The 17,417-nt window shown below is 60.8% G+C and carries 17 protein-coding genes; 8 read left to right on the top strand and 9 right to left on the bottom strand.

The genetic code is table 11. The annotated features are described in order from the left end of the window. Positions 1-30: 30 nt before the first annotated feature. Positions 31-2,664: a DNA mismatch repair protein MutS gene (gene mutS / locus AC2D9V_RS05675; RefSeq protein ID WP_484713051.1), complete on the top strand. Its 2,634-nt coding sequence runs from the start codon at positions 31-33 to the stop codon at positions 2,662-2,664. 13 nt (positions 2,665-2,677) lie between these two features. On the opposite strand, the gene AC2D9V_RS05670 is transcribed toward mutS, so the two are convergent. Together AC2D9V_RS05670 and hrcA are read right to left on the bottom strand one after the other, a co-directional pair. Further along, entirely contained in the window at positions 2,678-3,205 is a 528-nt protein-coding gene (locus AC2D9V_RS05670) for a nucleotide exchange factor GrpE (RefSeq protein ID WP_484713050.1), read from the bottom strand. A gap of 13 nt (positions 3,206-3,218) precedes the next feature. Then, positions 3,219-4,289, bottom strand: a complete 1,071-nt coding sequence (hrcA, locus tag AC2D9V_RS05665; protein WP_484713049.1) for a heat-inducible transcriptional repressor HrcA — start codon at positions 4,287-4,289, stop codon at positions 3,219-3,221. Between the two features lie 67 nt (positions 4,290-4,356). On the opposite strand from hrcA, the gene rph reads away from it, so the two are divergent. Genes rph through hemW form a run of 3 tightly spaced genes read left to right on the top strand, consistent with a single transcriptional unit; the run spans position 4,357 to position 6,846 of the window. Then, a complete protein-coding gene (gene rph, locus AC2D9V_RS05660) occupies positions 4,357-5,073 on the top strand; it encodes a ribonuclease PH (protein WP_484713048.1) in 717 nt (238 codons plus the stop codon). After that, positions 5,073-5,684: an RdgB/HAM1 family non-canonical purine NTP pyrophosphatase gene (rdgB, locus tag AC2D9V_RS05655; protein ID WP_484713047.1), complete on the top strand. Its 612-nt coding sequence runs from the start codon at positions 5,073-5,075 to the stop codon at positions 5,682-5,684. The genes rph and rdgB overlap by 1 nt, the downstream gene beginning before the upstream one ends. Continuing rightward, complete coding sequence (gene hemW / locus AC2D9V_RS05650; protein ID WP_484713046.1) at positions 5,677-6,846, top strand: radical SAM family heme chaperone HemW; 1,170 nt, start codon at positions 5,677-5,679, stop codon at positions 6,844-6,846. Before rdgB ends, hemW begins: the two co-directional genes overlap by 8 nt. Here the strand turns inward: hemW and AC2D9V_RS05645 are convergent. The 7 genes from AC2D9V_RS05645 to hemJ form a co-directional block, all read right to left on the bottom strand. Beyond that, a complete protein-coding gene (locus AC2D9V_RS05645; RefSeq protein WP_484713045.1) occupies positions 6,843-7,757 on the bottom strand; it encodes a ParB/RepB/Spo0J family partition protein in 915 nt (304 codons plus the stop codon). The genes hemW and AC2D9V_RS05645 overlap by 4 nt on opposite strands. Before the next feature lie 3 nt (positions 7,758-7,760). After that, positions 7,761-8,573 carry a ParA family protein gene (locus tag AC2D9V_RS05640; RefSeq protein WP_484713044.1) on the bottom strand — a complete coding sequence of 271 codons (813 nt, stop codon included), beginning with the start codon at positions 8,571-8,573 and terminating at the stop codon, positions 7,761-7,763. Continuing rightward, positions 8,557-9,192, bottom strand: a complete 636-nt coding sequence (gene rsmG, locus AC2D9V_RS05635; protein WP_484713043.1) for a 16S rRNA (guanine(527)-N(7))-methyltransferase RsmG — start codon at positions 9,190-9,192, stop codon at positions 8,557-8,559. The genes AC2D9V_RS05640 and rsmG overlap by 17 nt, the downstream gene beginning before the upstream one ends. After that, positions 9,189-11,051, bottom strand: coding sequence for a tRNA uridine-5-carboxymethylaminomethyl(34) synthesis enzyme MnmG (gene mnmG / locus AC2D9V_RS05630; RefSeq protein WP_484713042.1), 1,863 nt, complete (start codon positions 11,049-11,051; stop codon positions 9,189-9,191). Before mnmG ends, rsmG begins: the two co-directional genes overlap by 4 nt. 25 nt (positions 11,052-11,076) lie before the next feature. Further along, a complete protein-coding gene (gene mnmE / locus AC2D9V_RS05625; protein ID WP_484713041.1) occupies positions 11,077-12,363 on the bottom strand; it encodes a tRNA uridine-5-carboxymethylaminomethyl(34) synthesis GTPase MnmE in 1,287 nt (428 codons plus the stop codon). A 13-nt stretch (positions 12,364-12,376) separates the two neighbouring features. Continuing rightward, entirely contained in the window at positions 12,377-13,648 is a 1,272-nt protein-coding gene (gene rho, locus AC2D9V_RS05620; RefSeq protein WP_484713040.1) for a transcription termination factor Rho, read from the bottom strand. A gap of 140 nt (positions 13,649-13,788) precedes the next feature. Further along, entirely contained in the window at positions 13,789-14,241 is a 453-nt protein-coding gene (gene hemJ / locus AC2D9V_RS05615; protein ID WP_484713039.1) for a protoporphyrinogen oxidase HemJ, read from the bottom strand. 421 nt (positions 14,242-14,662) lie between these two features. Here hemJ and AC2D9V_RS05610 point away from each other — a divergent pair, with 421 nt between their 5' ends. The 4 genes from AC2D9V_RS05610 to dnaQ are packed head-to-tail and all read left to right on the top strand — an operon-like array spanning position 14,663 to position 17,415. Continuing rightward, complete coding sequence (locus AC2D9V_RS05610; RefSeq protein WP_484713038.1) at positions 14,663-15,256, top strand: Maf family protein; 594 nt, start codon at positions 14,663-14,665, stop codon at positions 15,254-15,256. After that, complete coding sequence (locus AC2D9V_RS05605) at positions 15,253-16,092, top strand: shikimate dehydrogenase (protein ID WP_484713037.1); 840 nt, start codon at positions 15,253-15,255, stop codon at positions 16,090-16,092. Before AC2D9V_RS05610 ends, AC2D9V_RS05605 begins: the two co-directional genes overlap by 4 nt. Then, positions 16,089-16,688, top strand: a complete 600-nt coding sequence (gene coaE, locus AC2D9V_RS05600) for a dephospho-CoA kinase (RefSeq protein ID WP_484713036.1) — start codon at positions 16,089-16,091, stop codon at positions 16,686-16,688. The genes AC2D9V_RS05605 and coaE overlap by 4 nt, the downstream gene beginning before the upstream one ends. Further along, positions 16,681-17,415, top strand: a complete 735-nt coding sequence (dnaQ, locus tag AC2D9V_RS05595) for a DNA polymerase III subunit epsilon (RefSeq protein WP_484713035.1) — start codon at positions 16,681-16,683, stop codon at positions 17,413-17,415. The genes coaE and dnaQ overlap by 8 nt, the downstream gene beginning before the upstream one ends. Positions 17,416-17,417 lie beyond the last annotated feature (2 nt).

The raw sequence follows: 17,417 nt of genomic DNA, 5'->3' as shown, positions 1-17,417 counted from the left end.
GTAGGCTTCTGCCAGCCTTGGGGGACAGCCGTGACCGACGACGCCGTGACGCCGATGATGGCGCAGTATCTGGAGATCAAGGCGCAGAATCCCGGTGCGCTTCTGTTCTACCGGATGGGCGATTTCTACGAGATGTTCTTCGACGACGCGGTCGCCGCCGCCGCCGCGCTCGACATCGCGCTGACCAAGCGGGGCTTTCACCTTGGCGAGCCCATCGCGATGTGCGGCGTGCCGGTCCATGCGGCCGAAGGTTACCTCCTGACGTTAATCCGCAAGGGTTTCCGCGTCGCGATTGCCGAGCAGCTGGAGGATCCGGCCGAGGCAAAGAAACGGGGGTCGAAGTCGGTCGTCCGCCGTGACGTGGTGCGTCTGGTCACGCCAGGCACACTGACCGAGGATTCACTCCTTGAGGCACGCCGGCACAACTTCCTGGCGGCTTATGCCGAAGTGCGCGAGGCCGCGGCAATCGCCTGGGTCGACATCTCAACCGGAGAGTTTCGGGTGATGCCGTCCGGCCCCGTCCGCCTTGGCCCGGACCTTGCCCGGATTGCCCCTCGTGAACTGTTGCTGAGCGAGGCCCGGGAGTATGAAATCGTCTCTAACATTGCCGAAACCGGGGTTTCGATCACACCGCTGGCGCGTGGCAGCTTTGATTCCACCAACGCGGAAAAGCGCCTGTGCGAGATGTTCGGTGTCGCCTCACTGGACGGGTTTGGCGCCTTTGACCGCGCCGAGGTTTCGGCGATGGGGGCGCTGGTTGACTATCTGCACCTGACGCAAAGGGGCAAGCTGCCCCGCCTGTCCGCCCCGGTGCGTGAGGCGCTTGGCGGGGTCATGCAGATCGACGCAGCCACGCGGCGAAACCTGGAGCTGACGCAGGCGCTGTCGGGTGGGCGCGAGGGGTCACTTCTTGCAGCGATCGACCGCACGGTGACGGCCGGCGGGGCGCGACTGCTGGAACGGCGGTTGTCTTCGCCCTCGTTGGACCTCGCGGTGATCCATGCGCGGCAAGCGGCGTTGGGCTATCTCCTTGAGGCTCCGTCGCTGCGTGACCGGCTGCGGGATGCCTTGCGGCGGGTACCCGACATCGATCGTGCGCTGTCCCGGCTTGCCCTTGACCGCGACGGCCCGCGGGACATGGCGGCGATCCGCGCAGGGCTGGAACAGGCGGGCCGGATTGCCGAGATGCTGGAGGGGGCGCCACCGCTGCTGGCCGACGCAGGGCAGGCCCTGCTGGGTCATGGCCATCTTGTCAGTCTTCTCACAGCGGCGCTGGTGGCAGAACCGCCGCTTCTGGCACGTGACGGCGGTTACATCGCGCCAGGCTATGACCCGGAACTCGATGAGACGCGCAGTCTGCGCGACGAAGGTCGAGGGGTCATCGCCCGGATGCAGGCGGAGTATATCGAAGCGACGGGCATCCAGAGCGTGAAGATCAAGCACAACAACGTGCTGGGTTACTTCATCGAGACGACGACGACGCATGAAGACCGCATGCGGGGAATGCCGGAGCTTTTCATCCACCGACAGACCACCGCCGGACAGGTTCGCTTTACCACCCTTGCCCTGTCGGATCTGGAAACGCGGATCCTGAACTCGGCCAACCATGCGCTTGAGATCGAAAAACGTCACTATTCAAGCCTGAAAGCCCGAATTCTGGACGAATCCGCTCCCATTTCGCTGGCGGCGCGCGCCTTGGCCGAAATCGACCTTGCCGCCGCTTTTGCAGATCTTTCGGCTGAGGAAAACTGGTGCGCACCCGTGGTGGACGACAGCCGGGCATTCGAGATCACGGCTGGCCGTCACCCAGTTGTCGAACGGGCACTTCGGCGCGAGGGCCAGCCTTTCGTAGCCAACGACTGCACGCTTTCGACCAAGGATACCTCTGCCATCTGGCTTCTGACCGGCCCGAACATGGCGGGGAAATCGACATTCCTTCGCCAGAACGCACTGATTGCGCTGCTTGCGCAAACCGGGTCCCACGTCCCGGCGACCAGCGCCCGGATCGGCCTTGTCTCGCAGCTTTTCAGCCGGGTCGGTGCTTCGGACGATCTTGCACGCGGGCGGTCGACCTTCATGGTCGAAATGGTGGAGACGGCGGCGATCCTGAACCAGGCCGACGACCGCGCGCTTGTGATCCTGGACGAAATCGGGCGGGGCACCGCGACCTATGACGGGCTGTCCATCGCCTGGGCCACGCTGGAGCACCTGCACGAGGTGAACCGGTGCCGGGCCCTCTTCGCCACGCATTATCACGAGATGACGGCGCTTGCAGGAAAGCTGCCGGGGGTGAAGAACGCGACGGTTGCAGTCAAGGAATGGGACGGCGAGGTCATCTTCCTGCACGAGGTGCGCGAAGGGGCGGCGGACCGAAGCTACGGCGTGCAAGTGGCCAAGTTGGCCGGCCTGCCGCAAAGCGTCATCGAGCGGGCCAAGGTGGTGCTGGATGCGCTGGAAAAGGGGGATCGCGAAGGGGGCAAGCAGGCCACGCTGATCGATGACCTACCGCTCTTCCGCGCTGCGCCGACAGCGCCCGCCGCGGCACCGTCCCGGTCTTCTGCGGTGGAGGCACGCCTCAAGGGCGTTCACCCGGACGAGTTGACTCCGATGGAGGCACTAAGACTTGTCTACGAACTCAAGGGTTTGTCGTCAGGTGCGCTGTAGCGCACCCTACGCATTAGCCCACGGTCGATGAGACCCCCACCTGTGCCGGGCGCAGCAGGCGGTCATGCAGCAGGAAGCCTTCGGTCATCACCTGGATGATCTGCCCCGCCTTGGTGCCCGGAAGCGGAGCCTCGAACATCGCCTGGTGAAGTTGCGGGTCGAAGGCATCGCCAATGGCCGGCGAGATCGGGGTGACCCCGTGCTTGGTCATCACGTTGGACAGCTCGCGCAGGGTAAGCTCGACGCCTTCGATCAGCGCGGCGCTGGCGGCGCGGCTTTCTTCCGGGATCGCCTGGATCGCGCGGTTCAGGTTGTCGTAGACCGGCAGCAAATCGCGCGCGAGACGCGTGCCGCCGTACATTTCGGCCTCTTTACGGTCACGCTCGGCCCGCTTGCGCGAATTCTCTGCCTCGGCCAGCACGCGCATGAACTTGTCGCGAAGCTCATCGCGCTCGGCCCTCAGGACCTCAAGCTCATCGACTTCGAGGGTATCAAGCTCTTCAAGCTCCACCTGTGCGGTGGTGGTTTCTTCCTGCGACATCCACGCTTCCTTTTCAGCCCTTGCCGCGGTCACTGACCAGGCGGCCCACCAGCTGGGCGGTGTAATCGACGATCGGCACGATGCGGCCATAGTTCAGCCGGGTCGGACCGATGACGCCCACCGCGCCGATGATCTTTCGATCAGCGTTCATATAGGGAGAAACCACCAGACTTGAACCGGAAAGTGAGAAAAGCTTGTTCTCCGAGCCAATAAAAATCCGAACGCCTTCGCCCTCCTCGGTCAGGTTCAGGAACTCGGCAATATCCCGCTTGCGCTCGAGGTCATCGAAGAGCACCCGGATTCGGTCGATCTCGGCTTGATCCGCGACGCCATCAATCAGATTTGAGCGGCCGCGGACGATCAGTCGCTCTGAAGGCTCACCAGCATTTTCCCATAATGCGAGGCCGCTTTCGACCAGTTCTCCTGCCAGCGTGTCGATCTCTTGCCGCCGCTTCGCGATTTCAGACACGATGCGCGCCCGCAATTCCGACAGCGTCAGCCCTTCTGCGAGAGCATTGAGAAAATTGGCCGCTTCACGCATCGACGAGGGTGTCTGCCCCGGAGGTGGCACGAAGACCCGATTCTCCACTTGGCCGTCGGCAAAAACCAGCACCACCAGTGCACGGTCAGCACCCAGGCTTACGAATTCGATGTGCCGGATCGCCGCCTCGCGCTTTGGAGCCAGCACGACGCTAGCTCCCCGAGTAATCACCGAAAGCGCCGCGCCCACCTCATCCAGAAGCGTCGTGACGTCGTGGTCGTTAACGCCCAGAGTTGCATCGATCTTTTCCTGATCCTCGGGCGCGACCTGCCCCACTTCCAGCAAGCTGTCCACGAACATGCGCAGCCCCATCTGCGTGGGTATACGTCCCGCCGACACATGCGGGCTGTCCAGCAAACCAAGATATTCCAGGTCCTGCATGACATTCCGCACCGTTGCGGCGGAAACCTTTTCGGACAAGGTCCGTGTAAGCGTCCGGGACCCAATTGGCTCGCCTGAAGTCAGATAGCCTTCAACAACGCGACGAAACACTTCACGCGTTCGGTCGTTCATGTCGGAAAGAATTGGCTGCGGGGTTGTCATGGTAATCGGGGTTGCATCCCAAGCCAGTGGTTGCATATGTGGCCGCATTCCAGCGAAAGGTCCGGTAATGCGCCCGTCAGGCAGAAAGTTAAGCGATCTTCGGGCGGTTTCAATCGAAACCGGTGTGATGAAGCATGCTGAGGGATCGTGTCTTATCCGAATGGGCGAGACACATGTGCTGTGTTCTGCCACCATTGAGGACAAGGCCCCGCCATTCCTGAAGAACACTGGCCAGGGCTGGGTCACCGCGGAATATGGAATGCTGCCGCGCGCCACGAACTCGCGCACCCGGCGTGAGGCGGCGGCAGGAAAGCAGTCCGGGCGCACTCAGGAGATTCAAAGGCTTATCGGCCGTGCCCTGCGCGCGGGAGTGGACAGGCAGGCGCTGGGTGAGCGGCAGATCGTCATTGATTGCGACGTGATCCAGGCTGATGGTGGGACGCGCTGTGCGTCGATCACCGGCGGCTGGGTCGCGTTGCGTCTGGCAGCGAACAAGCTTCTGGCTTCGGGTTTGGTGACAAGCGACCCTATCCTTGATCATGTCTCCGCCGTGTCTTGCGGTGTTTATGCAGGTCAGCCAGTGCTGGACCTGGACTATCTTGAGGATTCGGCGGCGGGAACGGACGGAAACTTCGTGATGACTGGCGGCGGGCGGCTGATTGAGGTGCAAATGTCAGCTGAGGGCTCTGCCTTTAGCCAGGATGAACTTTTGCAGCTTCTCGACCTTGCACGCGCCGGAAATGCAGCCCTTGTCGCCGCGCAGCGCGAGGCGCTTGGCGGCTGATGCTGAAGCGCGGGGATCGCCTTCTGGTCGCGACGCACAATCGCGGCAAGCTGGAAGAGATTGCTGATCTTCTTGGCCCGTTTGACGTGGAGGTCGTCGGCGCGGCCGATCTGGGCTTGCCTGAGCCGAACGAGACGGAAACCACCTTTGTCGGCAATGCAAGGCTGAAGGCCCATGCGGCCGCGAAGGCGACCGGGCTTGTCGCGCTGGCAGACGACTCGGGGCTTGCGGTCGATGCCCTTGGCGGTGCGCCGGGCGTCTTTACTGCAGACTGGGCGACAACCTCGAAGGGTCGGGACTTCCATGTCGGGATGGAACGCGTCTGGCGTGAGCTTGAGGCGATCAAGGCACCCGAGCCTCGCCGCGCGCAGTTCTGCTGTACGCTGGTACTGGCCGCACCGGATGGTCAAGATACTGTTTTTGAAGGAAAAGTAAGCGGCCGATTGGTCTGGCCGGGGCGGGGTAGCCAGGGCCACGGCTTTGATCCGATCTTCCTGCCCGACGGGTATTCCCAGACATTTGGCGAGATGGATCGTTGGGAAAAGAACCGCCTTTCGCATCGCGCGATGGCGTTCTCCCAGATGGTGGCGGCCCTGTTCCCTGATGGATGACTGGCGGCACGCTGGCTTTGGCCTGTATCTTCACTGGCCATTCTGCCAGTCGAAATGCCCTTACTGCGACTTCAACAGCCATGTCGCGGCGAAGATCGACCAGTCCAAATGGTTGTCCGCGTTCGAGGCCGAGATCGACCGTGTCGGTGCCCTGACAGAAGGCCGAGTCCTCAACACCGTGTTCTTCGGCGGCGGAACACCTTCCTTGATGGAGGCAACCACGGTTCAGGGTATCCTGGACCGGGTGCGGGCCACGTGGACGCTGGCCAATGATGTCGAGATCACGCTGGAAGCGAACCCCGGTTCGGTTGAAGCTTTCCGGTTCGAGGGTTACGCGCGCGCCGGGGTGAACCGGGTTTCCCTTGGAATTCAATCCCTTGATGCAGGTGATTTGCGCCGCCTTGGACGGATGCATTCGGTCGAAGAGGCACGGGCGGCGATTGACATGGCCAAGTCTGTGTTCGACCGGGTTTCGTTTGACCTTATCTACGCGCGGCAGGACCAGACCCTCTCTGCCTGGCGGGACGAGTTGCGCCGGGCACTGGACCTTGGGACCTCGCACCTGTCCCTTTACCAACTGACAATCGAGGACGGCACGGTTTTCGGTCAGATGCACGCGAGAAACCTCCTCCACGGCTTGCCTGAAGAAGACCTAGCTGCCGACATGTTCGAACTGACGCAGGAAGTGACGGCTGAGGCAGGGTTGCCATCCTACGAGGTTTCGAATCACGCAAGACCGGGTGACGAATCACGGCATAACCTGATCTACTGGAGGATGGGTGACTATGCCGGGATCGGTCCTGGCGCACACGGCAGGCTGACTCTCGAATCTGTTCGATTCGCGACCGAGGCGGAGCGGACTCCGGGAAAGTGGCTGGAGCGCACCTTGTCACGACCTGGCGCAGCCGAGACGGTCGAGCGTCTTGCGGCGGGGGACCGGGCCATCGAATACCTCATGTTCGCCATGCGTCTGCGCGAGGGCGCTTCGCTTTCTCGTTTTGCCGGACTGGCAGGAGAATCGCTGTCAATTACCGCCATTACGGATCTCGTCCAGCTTGGTTTTCTGGAACACGAGAATGATCTCATCCGAGCGACCAACAGCGGTGTAATCATGCTAAACGCGATCCTGGGCAGGCTTCTTGCAGATCGCAATTGCGCTTAATCGTCATCCTTGTCTGCCAGATCAGGTAGGCGAGAAAGCAGGCGGCACAACATGTCGAGATCATCAAGTGTCGCATAGCTGATCGACAACTGTCCGCTTTCCTTTCCGGCCTCGTGGTCGATCCGGACTCCCATCCGAAGGTTGGCGGATAGATCCGCCTCCAGTGCGCGGGTGTCAGCATCCTTTTCCGCTGCCCTGGTCCTCTTCGTGACGGGCGGCCTGAGCGTAGCCGTTACTTTCACCAAGCGTTCGGTTTCGCGTACGGACAGGCCTTTTGCCACGACCTGGCGGGCGAGGTCTGCCGCATTCGTGCTTCCGATCAGTGCACGGGCATGTCCTGCCGACAGCGTTCCATTCCGGACCATATCTTGCACTTCAGTGGGCAAAGTCAGCAGGCGAAGAAGATTCGCAACATGGCTGCGACTGCGGCTGAGCGCTTCAGCCAGCTTTTCCTGCGTATGACCGAATCGCGTCATCAATTGGCGGAAGCCCAGCGCCTCTTCGATCGCATTCAGATCGGCCCGCTGAATGTTTTCGATGATTGCAACCTCCAGCACCTCCGAATCGCTGAGGTCCCGCACGATGACAGGGACTTCGTGCAATTGTGCAAGCTGCGCAGCCCGCCACCTTCGTTCGCCGGCGACAATCTCATAAACATCTCGCCCGGGTTTGCGGCGAACGATCAAGGGTTGGATCACGCCTTTCTGGCGAATCGAATCGGCCAAGCTTTCGAGGTCTGCCTTCTGGAAGTCGAGACGAGGTTGTTGCGGGTTCGGCTCAAGCCGATCCACAGGAACCTGCAGTTCCGCGCGGCGCAGCGACGGAACCTGGTCCGGCCCTGCAAGATGGACATCTGCCATCAAGGCCGACAGGCCGCGACCGAGACCCCGCTTATCGATTTTGCCGGTCATCGATCAAGCCTCTGCCGCAGCGTGGATTTTCCGCCGGTCAGCGACCTCCTTCGCAAGAGCCCGATACGCCGCTGCCCCGCGAGAGGATGGATCATATTGCAGCACGGAAAGGGCGTGCGAAGGCGCCTCGCTGATCCGCACGTTGCGCGGAATTGTCGTCTGCATCACGAGATCTCCCATATTCGCACGTGCGTCAGCTTCGACCTGGGCCGTAAGCCTGTTGCGACGATCATGCATTGTAAGGACCACGCCCTCGATCCGCAGCTGCGGGTTTGCCGATCGACGTACGTCGCGAATCGTAAGCATCAGCTGCGACAGGCCCTCAAGTGCGAAAAACTCGCACTGGAGCGGAACAAGCACCGAATCGCAAGCAACAAGTGCATTGACTGTCAACAGACTCAGGGCAGGCGGACAGTCGATGAGGATGTAATCAAAGCCGAACTCATCCACCGCCGGTTGCCGCAATGCGTCATGTAGCAGGTAACTCCGCTTTTCGTTCGACACGATATCCAGATCCGCCGAGGAAAGATCCGCATTTGCCGGGATGATCATCACCTCAGGCAGGGCGGTGTCGATCACAACATCTTGTAGGGGCGCGCCATCAACAATCAGATCGTAGCTTGTCTTCTTGCGCTCACCTGGGCGAATGCCAAGCCCCGTCGATGTGTTTCCCTGCGGATCGATGTCCACAAGAAGCACCTTGTGTCCCATCTCAGCCAGTCCGGCGGCCAGGTTGATGGCTGTGGTTGTCTTGCCCACACCGCCTTTCTGATTCGCCAGGGCGATGATGCGCGTTCTTTCAGTTGGCCTTTGCACGATTGATCTTTCTGATGATCAGGATTGCAGCTTGGGGATCGGATGCGCTGGGAAGAGTGTCGACCAAGAAAGTCCACGACCGTCTCGCCTCGGATACCTCTTCGGCATGGCGCGCACCCTTCGGAAAGATGGCGACGCCATCACTCTTGAGGTGCGGCTCCGCAAGGCCAAGCAAGTCGACAAGCGGGGCAAGCGCACGCGCCGACAAGACATCTGCCATTTGTGGAGGCAATAGCTCAGCCCGCCCAGCTAGCACACCGACCTTAAGTCCCAGCTTTCCTGCCGTCTGTGTCAGAAAAGCAGCTTTGCGCCGATCTGATTCAACAAGCGTAACGCCCAGATCCGGCTTAAGCTCCCGAGCAAGGATTGCGATCACGAGGCCCGGAAATCCGCCACCAGAACCAAGGTCAAGCCAGCGCTTGGCATTTGGGGGACAGGCCCGAAAGACCTGCGCGGAATCAATGATATGTCGCTCCCAGAAGTGATCCAGGGTATTCCGCGAAACAAGGTTCACTGTCGGAGTCCAGCGCCGCACTTCGGCTTCCAGGTCCTGCAAGGCGCAAAATGTTTCACGTGAAACACTCTGCCCGCCAACCACTTCACTCACGAGGCCCATCATCCCGCAATCGCCACCCTCGCCTTGCGAAGGTAAGCGAGGATGAGAAGCAGTGCGGCTGGCGTAACCCCCTCGATTCGTGAGGCATGAAGGATGCTTTCCGGCCGAAGCGCAATCATCTTGGCCTTCAGTTCATTCGACAGTCCCTGGATCTCGTTATAGTCAAGGTCAGGCGGAATCCTCTGTGTTTCCTGTCGCCGAAGTTCAGTCACCTCACGTGATTGACGATCTGCATACTGCGCATACGTAGAATCGATCTGCAGCTGCTCCAAGACTTGATCAGAGAGCGAATCCAGGCCGCGAATCGCAGTTCTTACTCTCTTGAGATCCACGTCTGGAAAGGAAAGAGCACTGAACAAGGAGCGTTTTCCCGCGTCGGCGCTGACGGCAATCCCGGCAGCGGAGAGTGCTTTGGGTCCGAGCAAGATGGATTCGGTCAGATCGCGACCGATGGCCAGGTCTTCCCGCTTCCGCTCGAAGGCGCGGCGCCGGATTTCACCTATACATCCACATGAAAGCCCAATCGGGGTCAGCCTGCGATCGGCGTTATCGGCACGAACCGTAAGCCGGAATTCGGCCCGCGATGTGAACATACGGTAAGGCTCGGTCACTCCCCGCGACGTCAGGTCGTCAATCATCACGCCGATGTAGCTTTCAGCGCGACTAAACAGAATGGGCGCCGTACCCCTAGATGCTGCTGCAGCGTTCAGCCCGGCAACCAAACCCTGTGCTGCTGCCTCCTCATAGCCAGTGGTGCCATTAATCTGACCGGCAAAGTAGAGACCGCGAACTGCCTTCGTCTCGAGTGTGCCAATTAGGCCACGGGGATCGAAGTAATCGTACTCGATGGCATAGCCCGGCTGCAGGATCACAGTCGATTCCAGTCCGGGAATAGAGCGGATGTAGTCGTGCTGAACCTCTTCTGGCAACGAGGTTGAGAGGCCGTTCGGGTAAACCGTATGGTTCTCGAGACCTTCCGGCTCAAGAAACACCTGGTGCGAGTCCTTCTCGGAAAACCGGACGATCTTGTCCTCGATGGACGGACAGTAGCGCGGGCCAATGCCTTCGATATGCCCACCATACATGGCGGATTTCGAAAGGTTATCCCGCACGATCTTGTGGGTCTTTTCCGTTGTATGCGTGATCGCGCACGAAATCTGGCGCGCCTCCGGCGCGCTGTTCAGGAAGGAAAACATTGACGGTTCATCATCGCCGGGCTGGCTCTCCAGGCGAGACCAATCGATCGTTCTTCCGTCAAGACGCGGCGGCGTTCCGGTTTTCAACCTCCCAACGGGCAACGCCAATTCGGCAAGCTGCGAAGCCAGCCGTTGTGACGGCGAATCGCCCATTCGCCCGCCCCGCATCCGACGGTCACCAATGTGAATCACTCCGTTGAGGAAGGTTCCGGCCGTCAGAACAACCCGAGAGCCGTTCAATACGCGGCCATCCGCAAGCTCTACGCCGCGAACAATGTCACCCCCCAGACGCAACGCGCTGACCTCGCCCTCGACAATGTAAAGGCCACATTGACGCGATAACTCTGCCTGCACGGCCTCGCGATACAGCCGACGGTCGATCTGCGCGCGCGGACCCTGGACGGCAGGCCCCTTTCGGCGGTTCAACAGGCGGAACTGAATTCCGGCTCGGTCGGCCATTCGGCCTATTACGCCATCAAGAGCATCGATTTCCCGTACGAGGTGCCCCTTGCCCAGACCGCCTATCGCGGGATTGCAGGACATGGCACCGATTGCTTCTGCGCGCAGCGTGATCAAGGCAGTTTCCGCGCCCATGCGTGCAGCTGCTGCGGCTGCTTCTGTCCCGGCGTGGCCACCCCCGATCACGATGACGTCATACTGTTTCACGTGGAACATTCCTTCAGAACATCTTTCACTTGCCGATGCAGAAGCTGGCGAAAATCTCGCCTAGCAGATCGTCCACATCCACCCGGCCGATGAGCGCATCAAGCGCGGTGACGGCCTGTCGCAGATGTTCAGCCGCCAGCTCGACGCGCGAGTCATCTCTTAGCACCTCTGCCCGTGACTCGGCCAGAGCAGCGATCGCTGCGGTCACCGCAATGCGATGCCTTTCACGCACCAAAACGCCAGGCGAACCCACCCGCGTCTGCAGCATTTCGCCGATCCGCTCCACAAGCTCCGCCACCCCGTCCCCCGTTAGGCCAGAAACTGCCAGACCTGAGAACCCAGATATTGTGTCTGACTTTCCCCTGACAACCATATCATCGGACCTGGGCTCCAGACCGCTAAACTCCTCCCCGTCCGTCAGAAACAATCGCAGGTCGGCCGCTTCGGCTCGCGCGATGGCCCGGTCGATACCGGCTTGCTCCAGAATATCGTCAGTTTTTCGCAATCCCGCGGTGTCCAGAAAGGTGACGGGAAGTCCCGCAATTTCCATACGCACCTCGATCACGTCACGGGTTGTGCCGGCGATCTCTGAGGTGATTGCCGCCTCGCGACCGGCCAGCCTGTTCAGAAGTGTGGACTTACCCGCGTTCGGGGCCCCGACAATTGCGACCTCGAAACCATCCCGGATCCGTTCTGCGGCCAAGACCCCGTCAGCCTCTCGGGCAAGATCGGCCATCAACCGGTCGATCAACCCAAGGACCTCGGGAGATACATTGACGGGTACCTCTTCGTCTGCAAAGTCGATGGTGGCTTCCAGAAGGGCGCCGGCGCGGATCAGGTCGTGGCGCCAACCCTCAACCCTTCGGCCGACCGAGCCCGACAGAACCTTCACCGCTTGCCGACGTTGAGCCTCCGTCTCGGCATCGATAAGGTCGGCGAGACCCTCGACCTGCGCGAGATCAAGAACGCCATTTTCCAATGCACGACGAGTGAATTCGCCCGGCTCAGCGAGACGCAGTCCCTGCTGTGCTGCCAAAGCGCGCAGCACCGCTCCCACAACGGCAGGGCCACCATGCAAATGGAGCTCTACAACATCCTCTCCGGTAAAGCTGGCACCCTTGGCGAAGGCAAGGACGATTGCCTCGTCCAAAATCTCGCCATCCCATCTCAGACGTCGAAGGCCCGCAGTTCGAAAAGGTGGGAGCTGGCCCGCAAGCGCCTGGCTTGCGGCAAGCGCAAGCGGTCCCGAAATCCGCAATATGGCAAGTCCCGAACGCCCCCGCGCTGTGGCGGTGGCATAAATCGTGTCCATACCCGCCCCGACGTCAGCTGTTCATCGAATCAAAGAATTCGCTGTTCGTTTTGGTCTGTTTCAGCTTGCCGATCAGGAACTCGATGGCGTCGGTGGTGCCCATCGGGTTCAGGATGCGGCGCAGGACATAGGTCTTCTGCAAATCCGCCTTGTCGACCAGAAGGTCCTCTTTCCGGGTGCCGGACTTGAGGATGTCCATCGCAGGGAAAACACGTTTGTCCGCGACCTTGCGGTCGAGCACGATTTCGCTGTTACCCGTGCCCTTGAATTCTTCAAAGATCACCTCGTCCATCCGGCTGCCGGTGTCGATCAGCGCGGTGGCGATAATGGTGAGCGACCCGCCTTCCTCGATGTTCCGGGCCGCGCCGAAGAACCGCTTCGGACGCTGCAGGGCGTTCGCGTCGACCCCGCCGGTCAGCACCTTGCCAGAGGACGGAACGACCGTGTTGAAGGCGCGGCCAAGGCGGGTGATCGAATCGAGCAGGATCACCACGTCGCGCTTGTGTTCGACCAGACGCTTTGCCTTTTCGATCACCATCTCCGCCACGGCAACGTGCCGGGTTGCCGGTTCGTCGAAGGTGGAGGACACAACCTCGCCCTTTACCGAACGCTGCATGTCGGTCACTTCCTCGGGGCGTTCGTCGATCAGAAGGACGATCAGGTAGCACTCGGGGTGGTTGGTCGCGATGGAATGCGCGATGTTCTGCAAAAGCACGGTCTTGCCGGTCCGCGGCGGTGCGACGATCAGGCCGCGCTGGCCTTTCCCGATCGGGGCAACCAAGTCGATGATCCGGGCAGAGCGGTCCTTGATCGTCGGATCCTCGACCTCCATCTTCAGCCGCTCATCCGGATAAAGCGGTGTCAGGTTGTCAAAGTGAACCTTGTGCTTGGCCTTCTCCGGGTCATCGAAGTTGATCTTCGTGGCCTTGGTCAGGCTGAAGTACCGCTCGTTCTCCGATGGGGCTTTGATCACGCCTTCAATCGTGTCGCCGGTGCGAAGGGAAAACTGGCGTATCATCTCTGGCGAGACGTAGATGTCGTCCGGGCCGGGCAGATAGTTCGCCTCGGGGCTGCGAAGGAAGCCGAAGCCATCCTGAAGGACCTCGAGCACACCATTGCCGCCAATCTCCCAGCCCTCTTCGGCATGCTCTTTCAGGATCGAGAACATCATTTCGCCCTTACGCATCGAAGGGGCGTTCTCGATCTCCCACTCTTCGGCCATCGCCAGAAGATCAGCGGGGGTCTTCGCCTTGAGGTCCCAGAGGTTCAAGCGTTCAACGGTCATGTAATACCTTCGGTCGATCGGCCCAGGTCAGGGCGGATCTTCATGCAACTGGATCGGGAAGCGCAGTGGACCGGACGGTCCCGCGACCTGCCCGATACGCCGGGCAAGGTCCAAAGTCAACCGGATCACTGACTGGAAGGTCAGAAACGGGTAATGACGGCAAAGACGACGATCACCATCAGGACCGTCGGAACCTCGTTCATCATCCGGTAGGTGCGACCGCTGCGCGTGTTCTGGCCGCTGGCAAATTCCTTGCGACGCCGGGACAGCCAGTGATGAAACCAGGTCATCGTCAGGACGCTACCAGCCTTGGCCCAGGACCAGGGGGCCGACCAGTCGACCACCCCCGGCGTGAAGACCAGCGCCAGCCCGAAAATCCAAGCGGCGATCATCGCGGGGTTCATGATCGCCCGGATCAAGCGCCGCTCCATAGTCTGAAACATCACGTCAACATGACTACCGGCCTGCACCTGCTCGGCATGGTAGACGAACAGGCGGGGAAGGTAGAAAAGGCCTGCCATCCAGGCAATGATCGAGATCACATGCAGCGCCTTGATCACCAGGTACCAATCAGACAGAAACCCCGTGATCATCGTCTTATTCCTTCACAAGCGGCCTATGCTTCTCTTCTATTAAGAAGAAAGAAAAGAAGGAATGAGGATGATGTTGGCCCTGTGCAGAACGGGATTGCGGCGCTTATCCCCAGTGCCGCGCACAACGCGGCAGCCTGTGGACAAACGGTGGAAAAAGGCGGCTACCGTTAAGGATTTCTCATGAAGTCCCACCATTTCAATATGATAGATAACCTTGTCGAACGCTGTTTTCCACAACCTACGGCTTGCGATGCTTCGGAAGAAGGGCTTACCCCAAAACACGTGACAACGTGGTGCACAGCGGGATATCTGTCGGCAGCCGGTCTTAAGACGGTGGTGAAGGGCGTGTAATGGGGCCTTGGTCGCCAACCGCCGCAAACGACCCAAGAGAACAAACCGCGGATATGCACAGGCTTTCTCCATGCCGTTCGTCCTTGCTTCGACCTCACCCATACGATTGCAGCTGCTTCACGCAGCGGGCGTGGAAGTCGAAGCCATCGCGCCCCGGGTCGATGAAGAGACGGCGCGTGTGGCACTGCTGGCTGAAGGCGCGCGGCCACGGGAGATCGCCGATACACTGGCCGAGCTGAAGGCCAGAAAGGTGGCGGACAAACGCCCCAGGGACGTTGTGATTGGCTGCGACCAGATCCTGGAGTTCGAGGGGGCTGTATTCTCCAAACCCGCCAGCCGGGACGAGGCGCGTGACCACTTGCGCCAGCTGAGAGGCAAGACGCACCGTCTTCTTTCGGCGATCGTCGCATACGAGAATGCCGAACCTGTCTGGCGCCACGTGGCCGAGGCGCGTTTGACGATGCATCAGCTCTCGGATGCCTACCTTGACGACTACCTGGCCCGGAACTGGGACAGCGTTCGCCATTCCGTCGGCGCCTACAAGATCGAGGAAGAGGGGGTCCGGCTGTTTTCCGCCGTCACCGGCGACCATTTCACCATTCTTGGCCTGCCGCTTCTGCCCCTGTTGGCTTGGATGGGAACTCGGGGCATGATCGCCCGATGACTGACCATCCCCGCATCCCCCTCGCCGGCGTCATCGGCCACCCTGTCGCCCACAGCCGCAGTCCCGCGCTGCATGGCTACTGGCTGAAACGCTATGGTCTGAAAGGGCACTACATCCCGATCGACATTGCGCCGCTGGACCTGCCGGAACTGATCCGCACCTTGCCCCGCCTGGGCTTTGTCGGGTTGAATGTGACGATTCCGCACAAGGAAGCGATTCTTCAGATCGCGGATATTGTCACTGACCGGGCGGCTCTGATCGGTGCGGCGAATACGCTGATCTTTCGTAAGGATGGGAAGATTCACGCTGACAACACCGACGGGTCCGGCTTCATCTCCAATCTCCGTCAGAATGCGCCACATTGGAACCCATCGTCCGGCCCGGCTGTCGTTCTGGGAGCTGGCGGTGCCGCACGAGCCGTCGTCGCTGCCCTGATTGAAGTGGGCGTTCCGGAAGTGCGGCTGGCCAACCGCACCCGCGCGCGGGCCGACGCCATGCGTTCAGATTTCGGTGCGAAAGTGCATGTCCACGAATGGGTTCAGGCCGGGACTATCCTTGACGACGCGGTTACAGTCGTGAACACCACCGCACTCGGCATGACAGGAAAACCTGACTTCCGGGTTCCCCTCGATAGACTGAACCCCCGGGCTCTGGTTACCGACCTTGTTTACACACCCTTGAAAACCCAACTCCTCATCGATGCAGAGGCACGCGGCTGTGTGGTTGTCGACGGGCTTGGCATGTTGCTGCACCAGGCCGCACCCGGATTTGAACGCTGGTTTGGGGTTCGCCCGGATGTGGATGAGGCCACCCGCAGGGCCGTGCTTTCCTCATGACGTTTCGACTTGGTCTCACCGGGTCGATCGGTATGGGTAAATCCACGACTGCAGCGATGTTCGCCGATGAAGGGATCCCGGTATGGGATGCAGACGCGACGGTCCACAGGCTGTACGAACCCGGACAACCGGCGGCACGGGCAATTGCAGCAATGTTTCCCTCCGTCATCGATGCCGAGGGGAGAGTGAACCGCCCAGCCCTTCGCACCATGATCGCGCAGGACCCGTCGGCTCTTGACCGATTGAACGCCACAGTCCACCCGTTGGTGCGGAAGGATCGAGCAACCTTCCTTGCTGACCACGCGGAAAGCCCGATCGTGATCCTGGATATTCCACTGCTGTATGAGTCCGGACTTTCCGATGCCTGTGACGCGGTAGTTGTTGTTTCTGCTCCAGCTGACTTGCAGCGCGAGCGCGTGCTGGCCCGCGGGATGAGTGAGGCCGAGTTCGCCCTGATCCTGTCGCGCCAGATGCCCGACGTCGAGAAGCGCGCCCGCGCTGACTATGTGATTCCGACGACCAGCCTTGAAGCTGCCCGCGCCGCGGTCAAGGATGTGCTGGCACACATTCGCCTCCGGATAGCCAAAGATGCGTGAGATCGTCCTTGACACCGAAACCACCGGCCTGGACCCGACAGAGGGTGACCGCATTGTTGAGATTGGCGCAGTCGAACTGATGAACCACTTGCCAACCGGCAGGACGTGGCACCAGTACATCAACCCGGAGCGCACAATGCCCCGTGCCGCTTTCGAAGTTCACGGTATCGGCCACGATATTCTCGAGGTGCCCGGCCCGCCGGTTCCAGGCGGTGTCACTTTGCGCGACAAGCCGGTTTTCTCACGAATAGCAAAGGCATTTCTCGACTTCATCGGCGAAGCGCAACTTGTGATTCACAACGCTGCATTCGACATGAGGTTCCTGAATGCGGAGCTGGAACGCGCGGGACACCCCAGCCTGCCTGCGACCCGGGCGACAGATACGCTTACCATCGCGCGGATGCGGTTTCCCGGTTCGCCGGCCTCCCTCGATGCGCTGTGCCGTCGTTTCGGTATCGACAATTCGATGCGCGAAAAGCACGGCGCGCTCCTTGACAGCGAAATACTGGCAGAGGTCTACCTTGAACTGATCGGCGGACGACAGCCCGACCTTGTCCTTGGCGGCAGTTCCGAGTTACCAGCCCAAGGCACCACCGAAGCGCCCTCTTGGCGTCCACGCCCCCGTGCCGTTCCCTTGCCGCCACGCATTACGCCCGCCGAAAGAGATGCCCATGCGGCGCTGATTGCGGCGATGGGTGACGCCGCAATCTGGAAACGCGCACTCTAGGC

This window comes from Tabrizicola sp. T46, assembly GCF_057219895.1.
Note: the sequence above shows the minus strand (reverse complement) of the source record. Positions and strands in the feature narration are given on the sequence as shown.

Bases quoted from the DNA above. Each gene is read 5' to 3' on its own strand.
- rsmG (WP_484713043.1), bottom strand. From the start codon at position 9,192: ATGATGGGCCTCGTGAGTGAAGTGGTTGGCGGGCAGAGTGTTTCACGT.
- dnaQ (WP_484713035.1), top strand. From the start codon at position 16,681: ATGCGTGAGATCGTCCTTGACACCGAAACCACCGGCCTGGACCCGACA.
- rph (WP_484713048.1), top strand. From the start codon at position 4,357: ATGCGCCCGTCAGGCAGAAAGTTAAGCGATCTTCGGGCGGTTTCAATC.
- rho (WP_484713040.1), bottom strand. From the start codon at position 13,648: ATGACCGTTGAACGCTTGAACCTCTGGGACCTCAAGGCGAAGACCCCC.
- hemJ (WP_484713039.1), bottom strand. From the start codon at position 14,241: ATGATCACGGGGTTTCTGTCTGATTGGTACCTGGTGATCAAGGCGCTG.
- mnmE (WP_484713041.1), bottom strand. From the start codon at position 12,363: ATGGACACGATTTATGCCACCGCCACAGCGCGGGGGCGTTCGGGACTT.
- coaE (WP_484713036.1), top strand. From the start codon at position 16,089: ATGACGTTTCGACTTGGTCTCACCGGGTCGATCGGTATGGGTAAATCC.
- AC2D9V_RS05645 (WP_484713045.1), bottom strand. From the start codon at position 7,757: ATGACCGGCAAAATCGATAAGCGGGGTCTCGGTCGCGGCCTGTCGGCC.
- hrcA (WP_484713049.1), bottom strand. From the start codon at position 4,289: ATGACAACCCCGCAGCCAATTCTTTCCGACATGAACGACCGAACGCGT.
- AC2D9V_RS05605 (WP_484713037.1), top strand. From the start codon at position 15,253: ATGACTGACCATCCCCGCATCCCCCTCGCCGGCGTCATCGGCCACCCT.
- hemW (WP_484713046.1), top strand. From the start codon at position 5,677: ATGGATGACTGGCGGCACGCTGGCTTTGGCCTGTATCTTCACTGGCCA.
- AC2D9V_RS05610 (WP_484713038.1), top strand. From the start codon at position 14,663: ATGCCGTTCGTCCTTGCTTCGACCTCACCCATACGATTGCAGCTGCTT.
- rdgB (WP_484713047.1), top strand. From the start codon at position 5,073: ATGCTGAAGCGCGGGGATCGCCTTCTGGTCGCGACGCACAATCGCGGC.
- AC2D9V_RS05670 (WP_484713050.1), bottom strand. From the start codon at position 3,205: ATGTCGCAGGAAGAAACCACCACCGCACAGGTGGAGCTTGAAGAGCTT.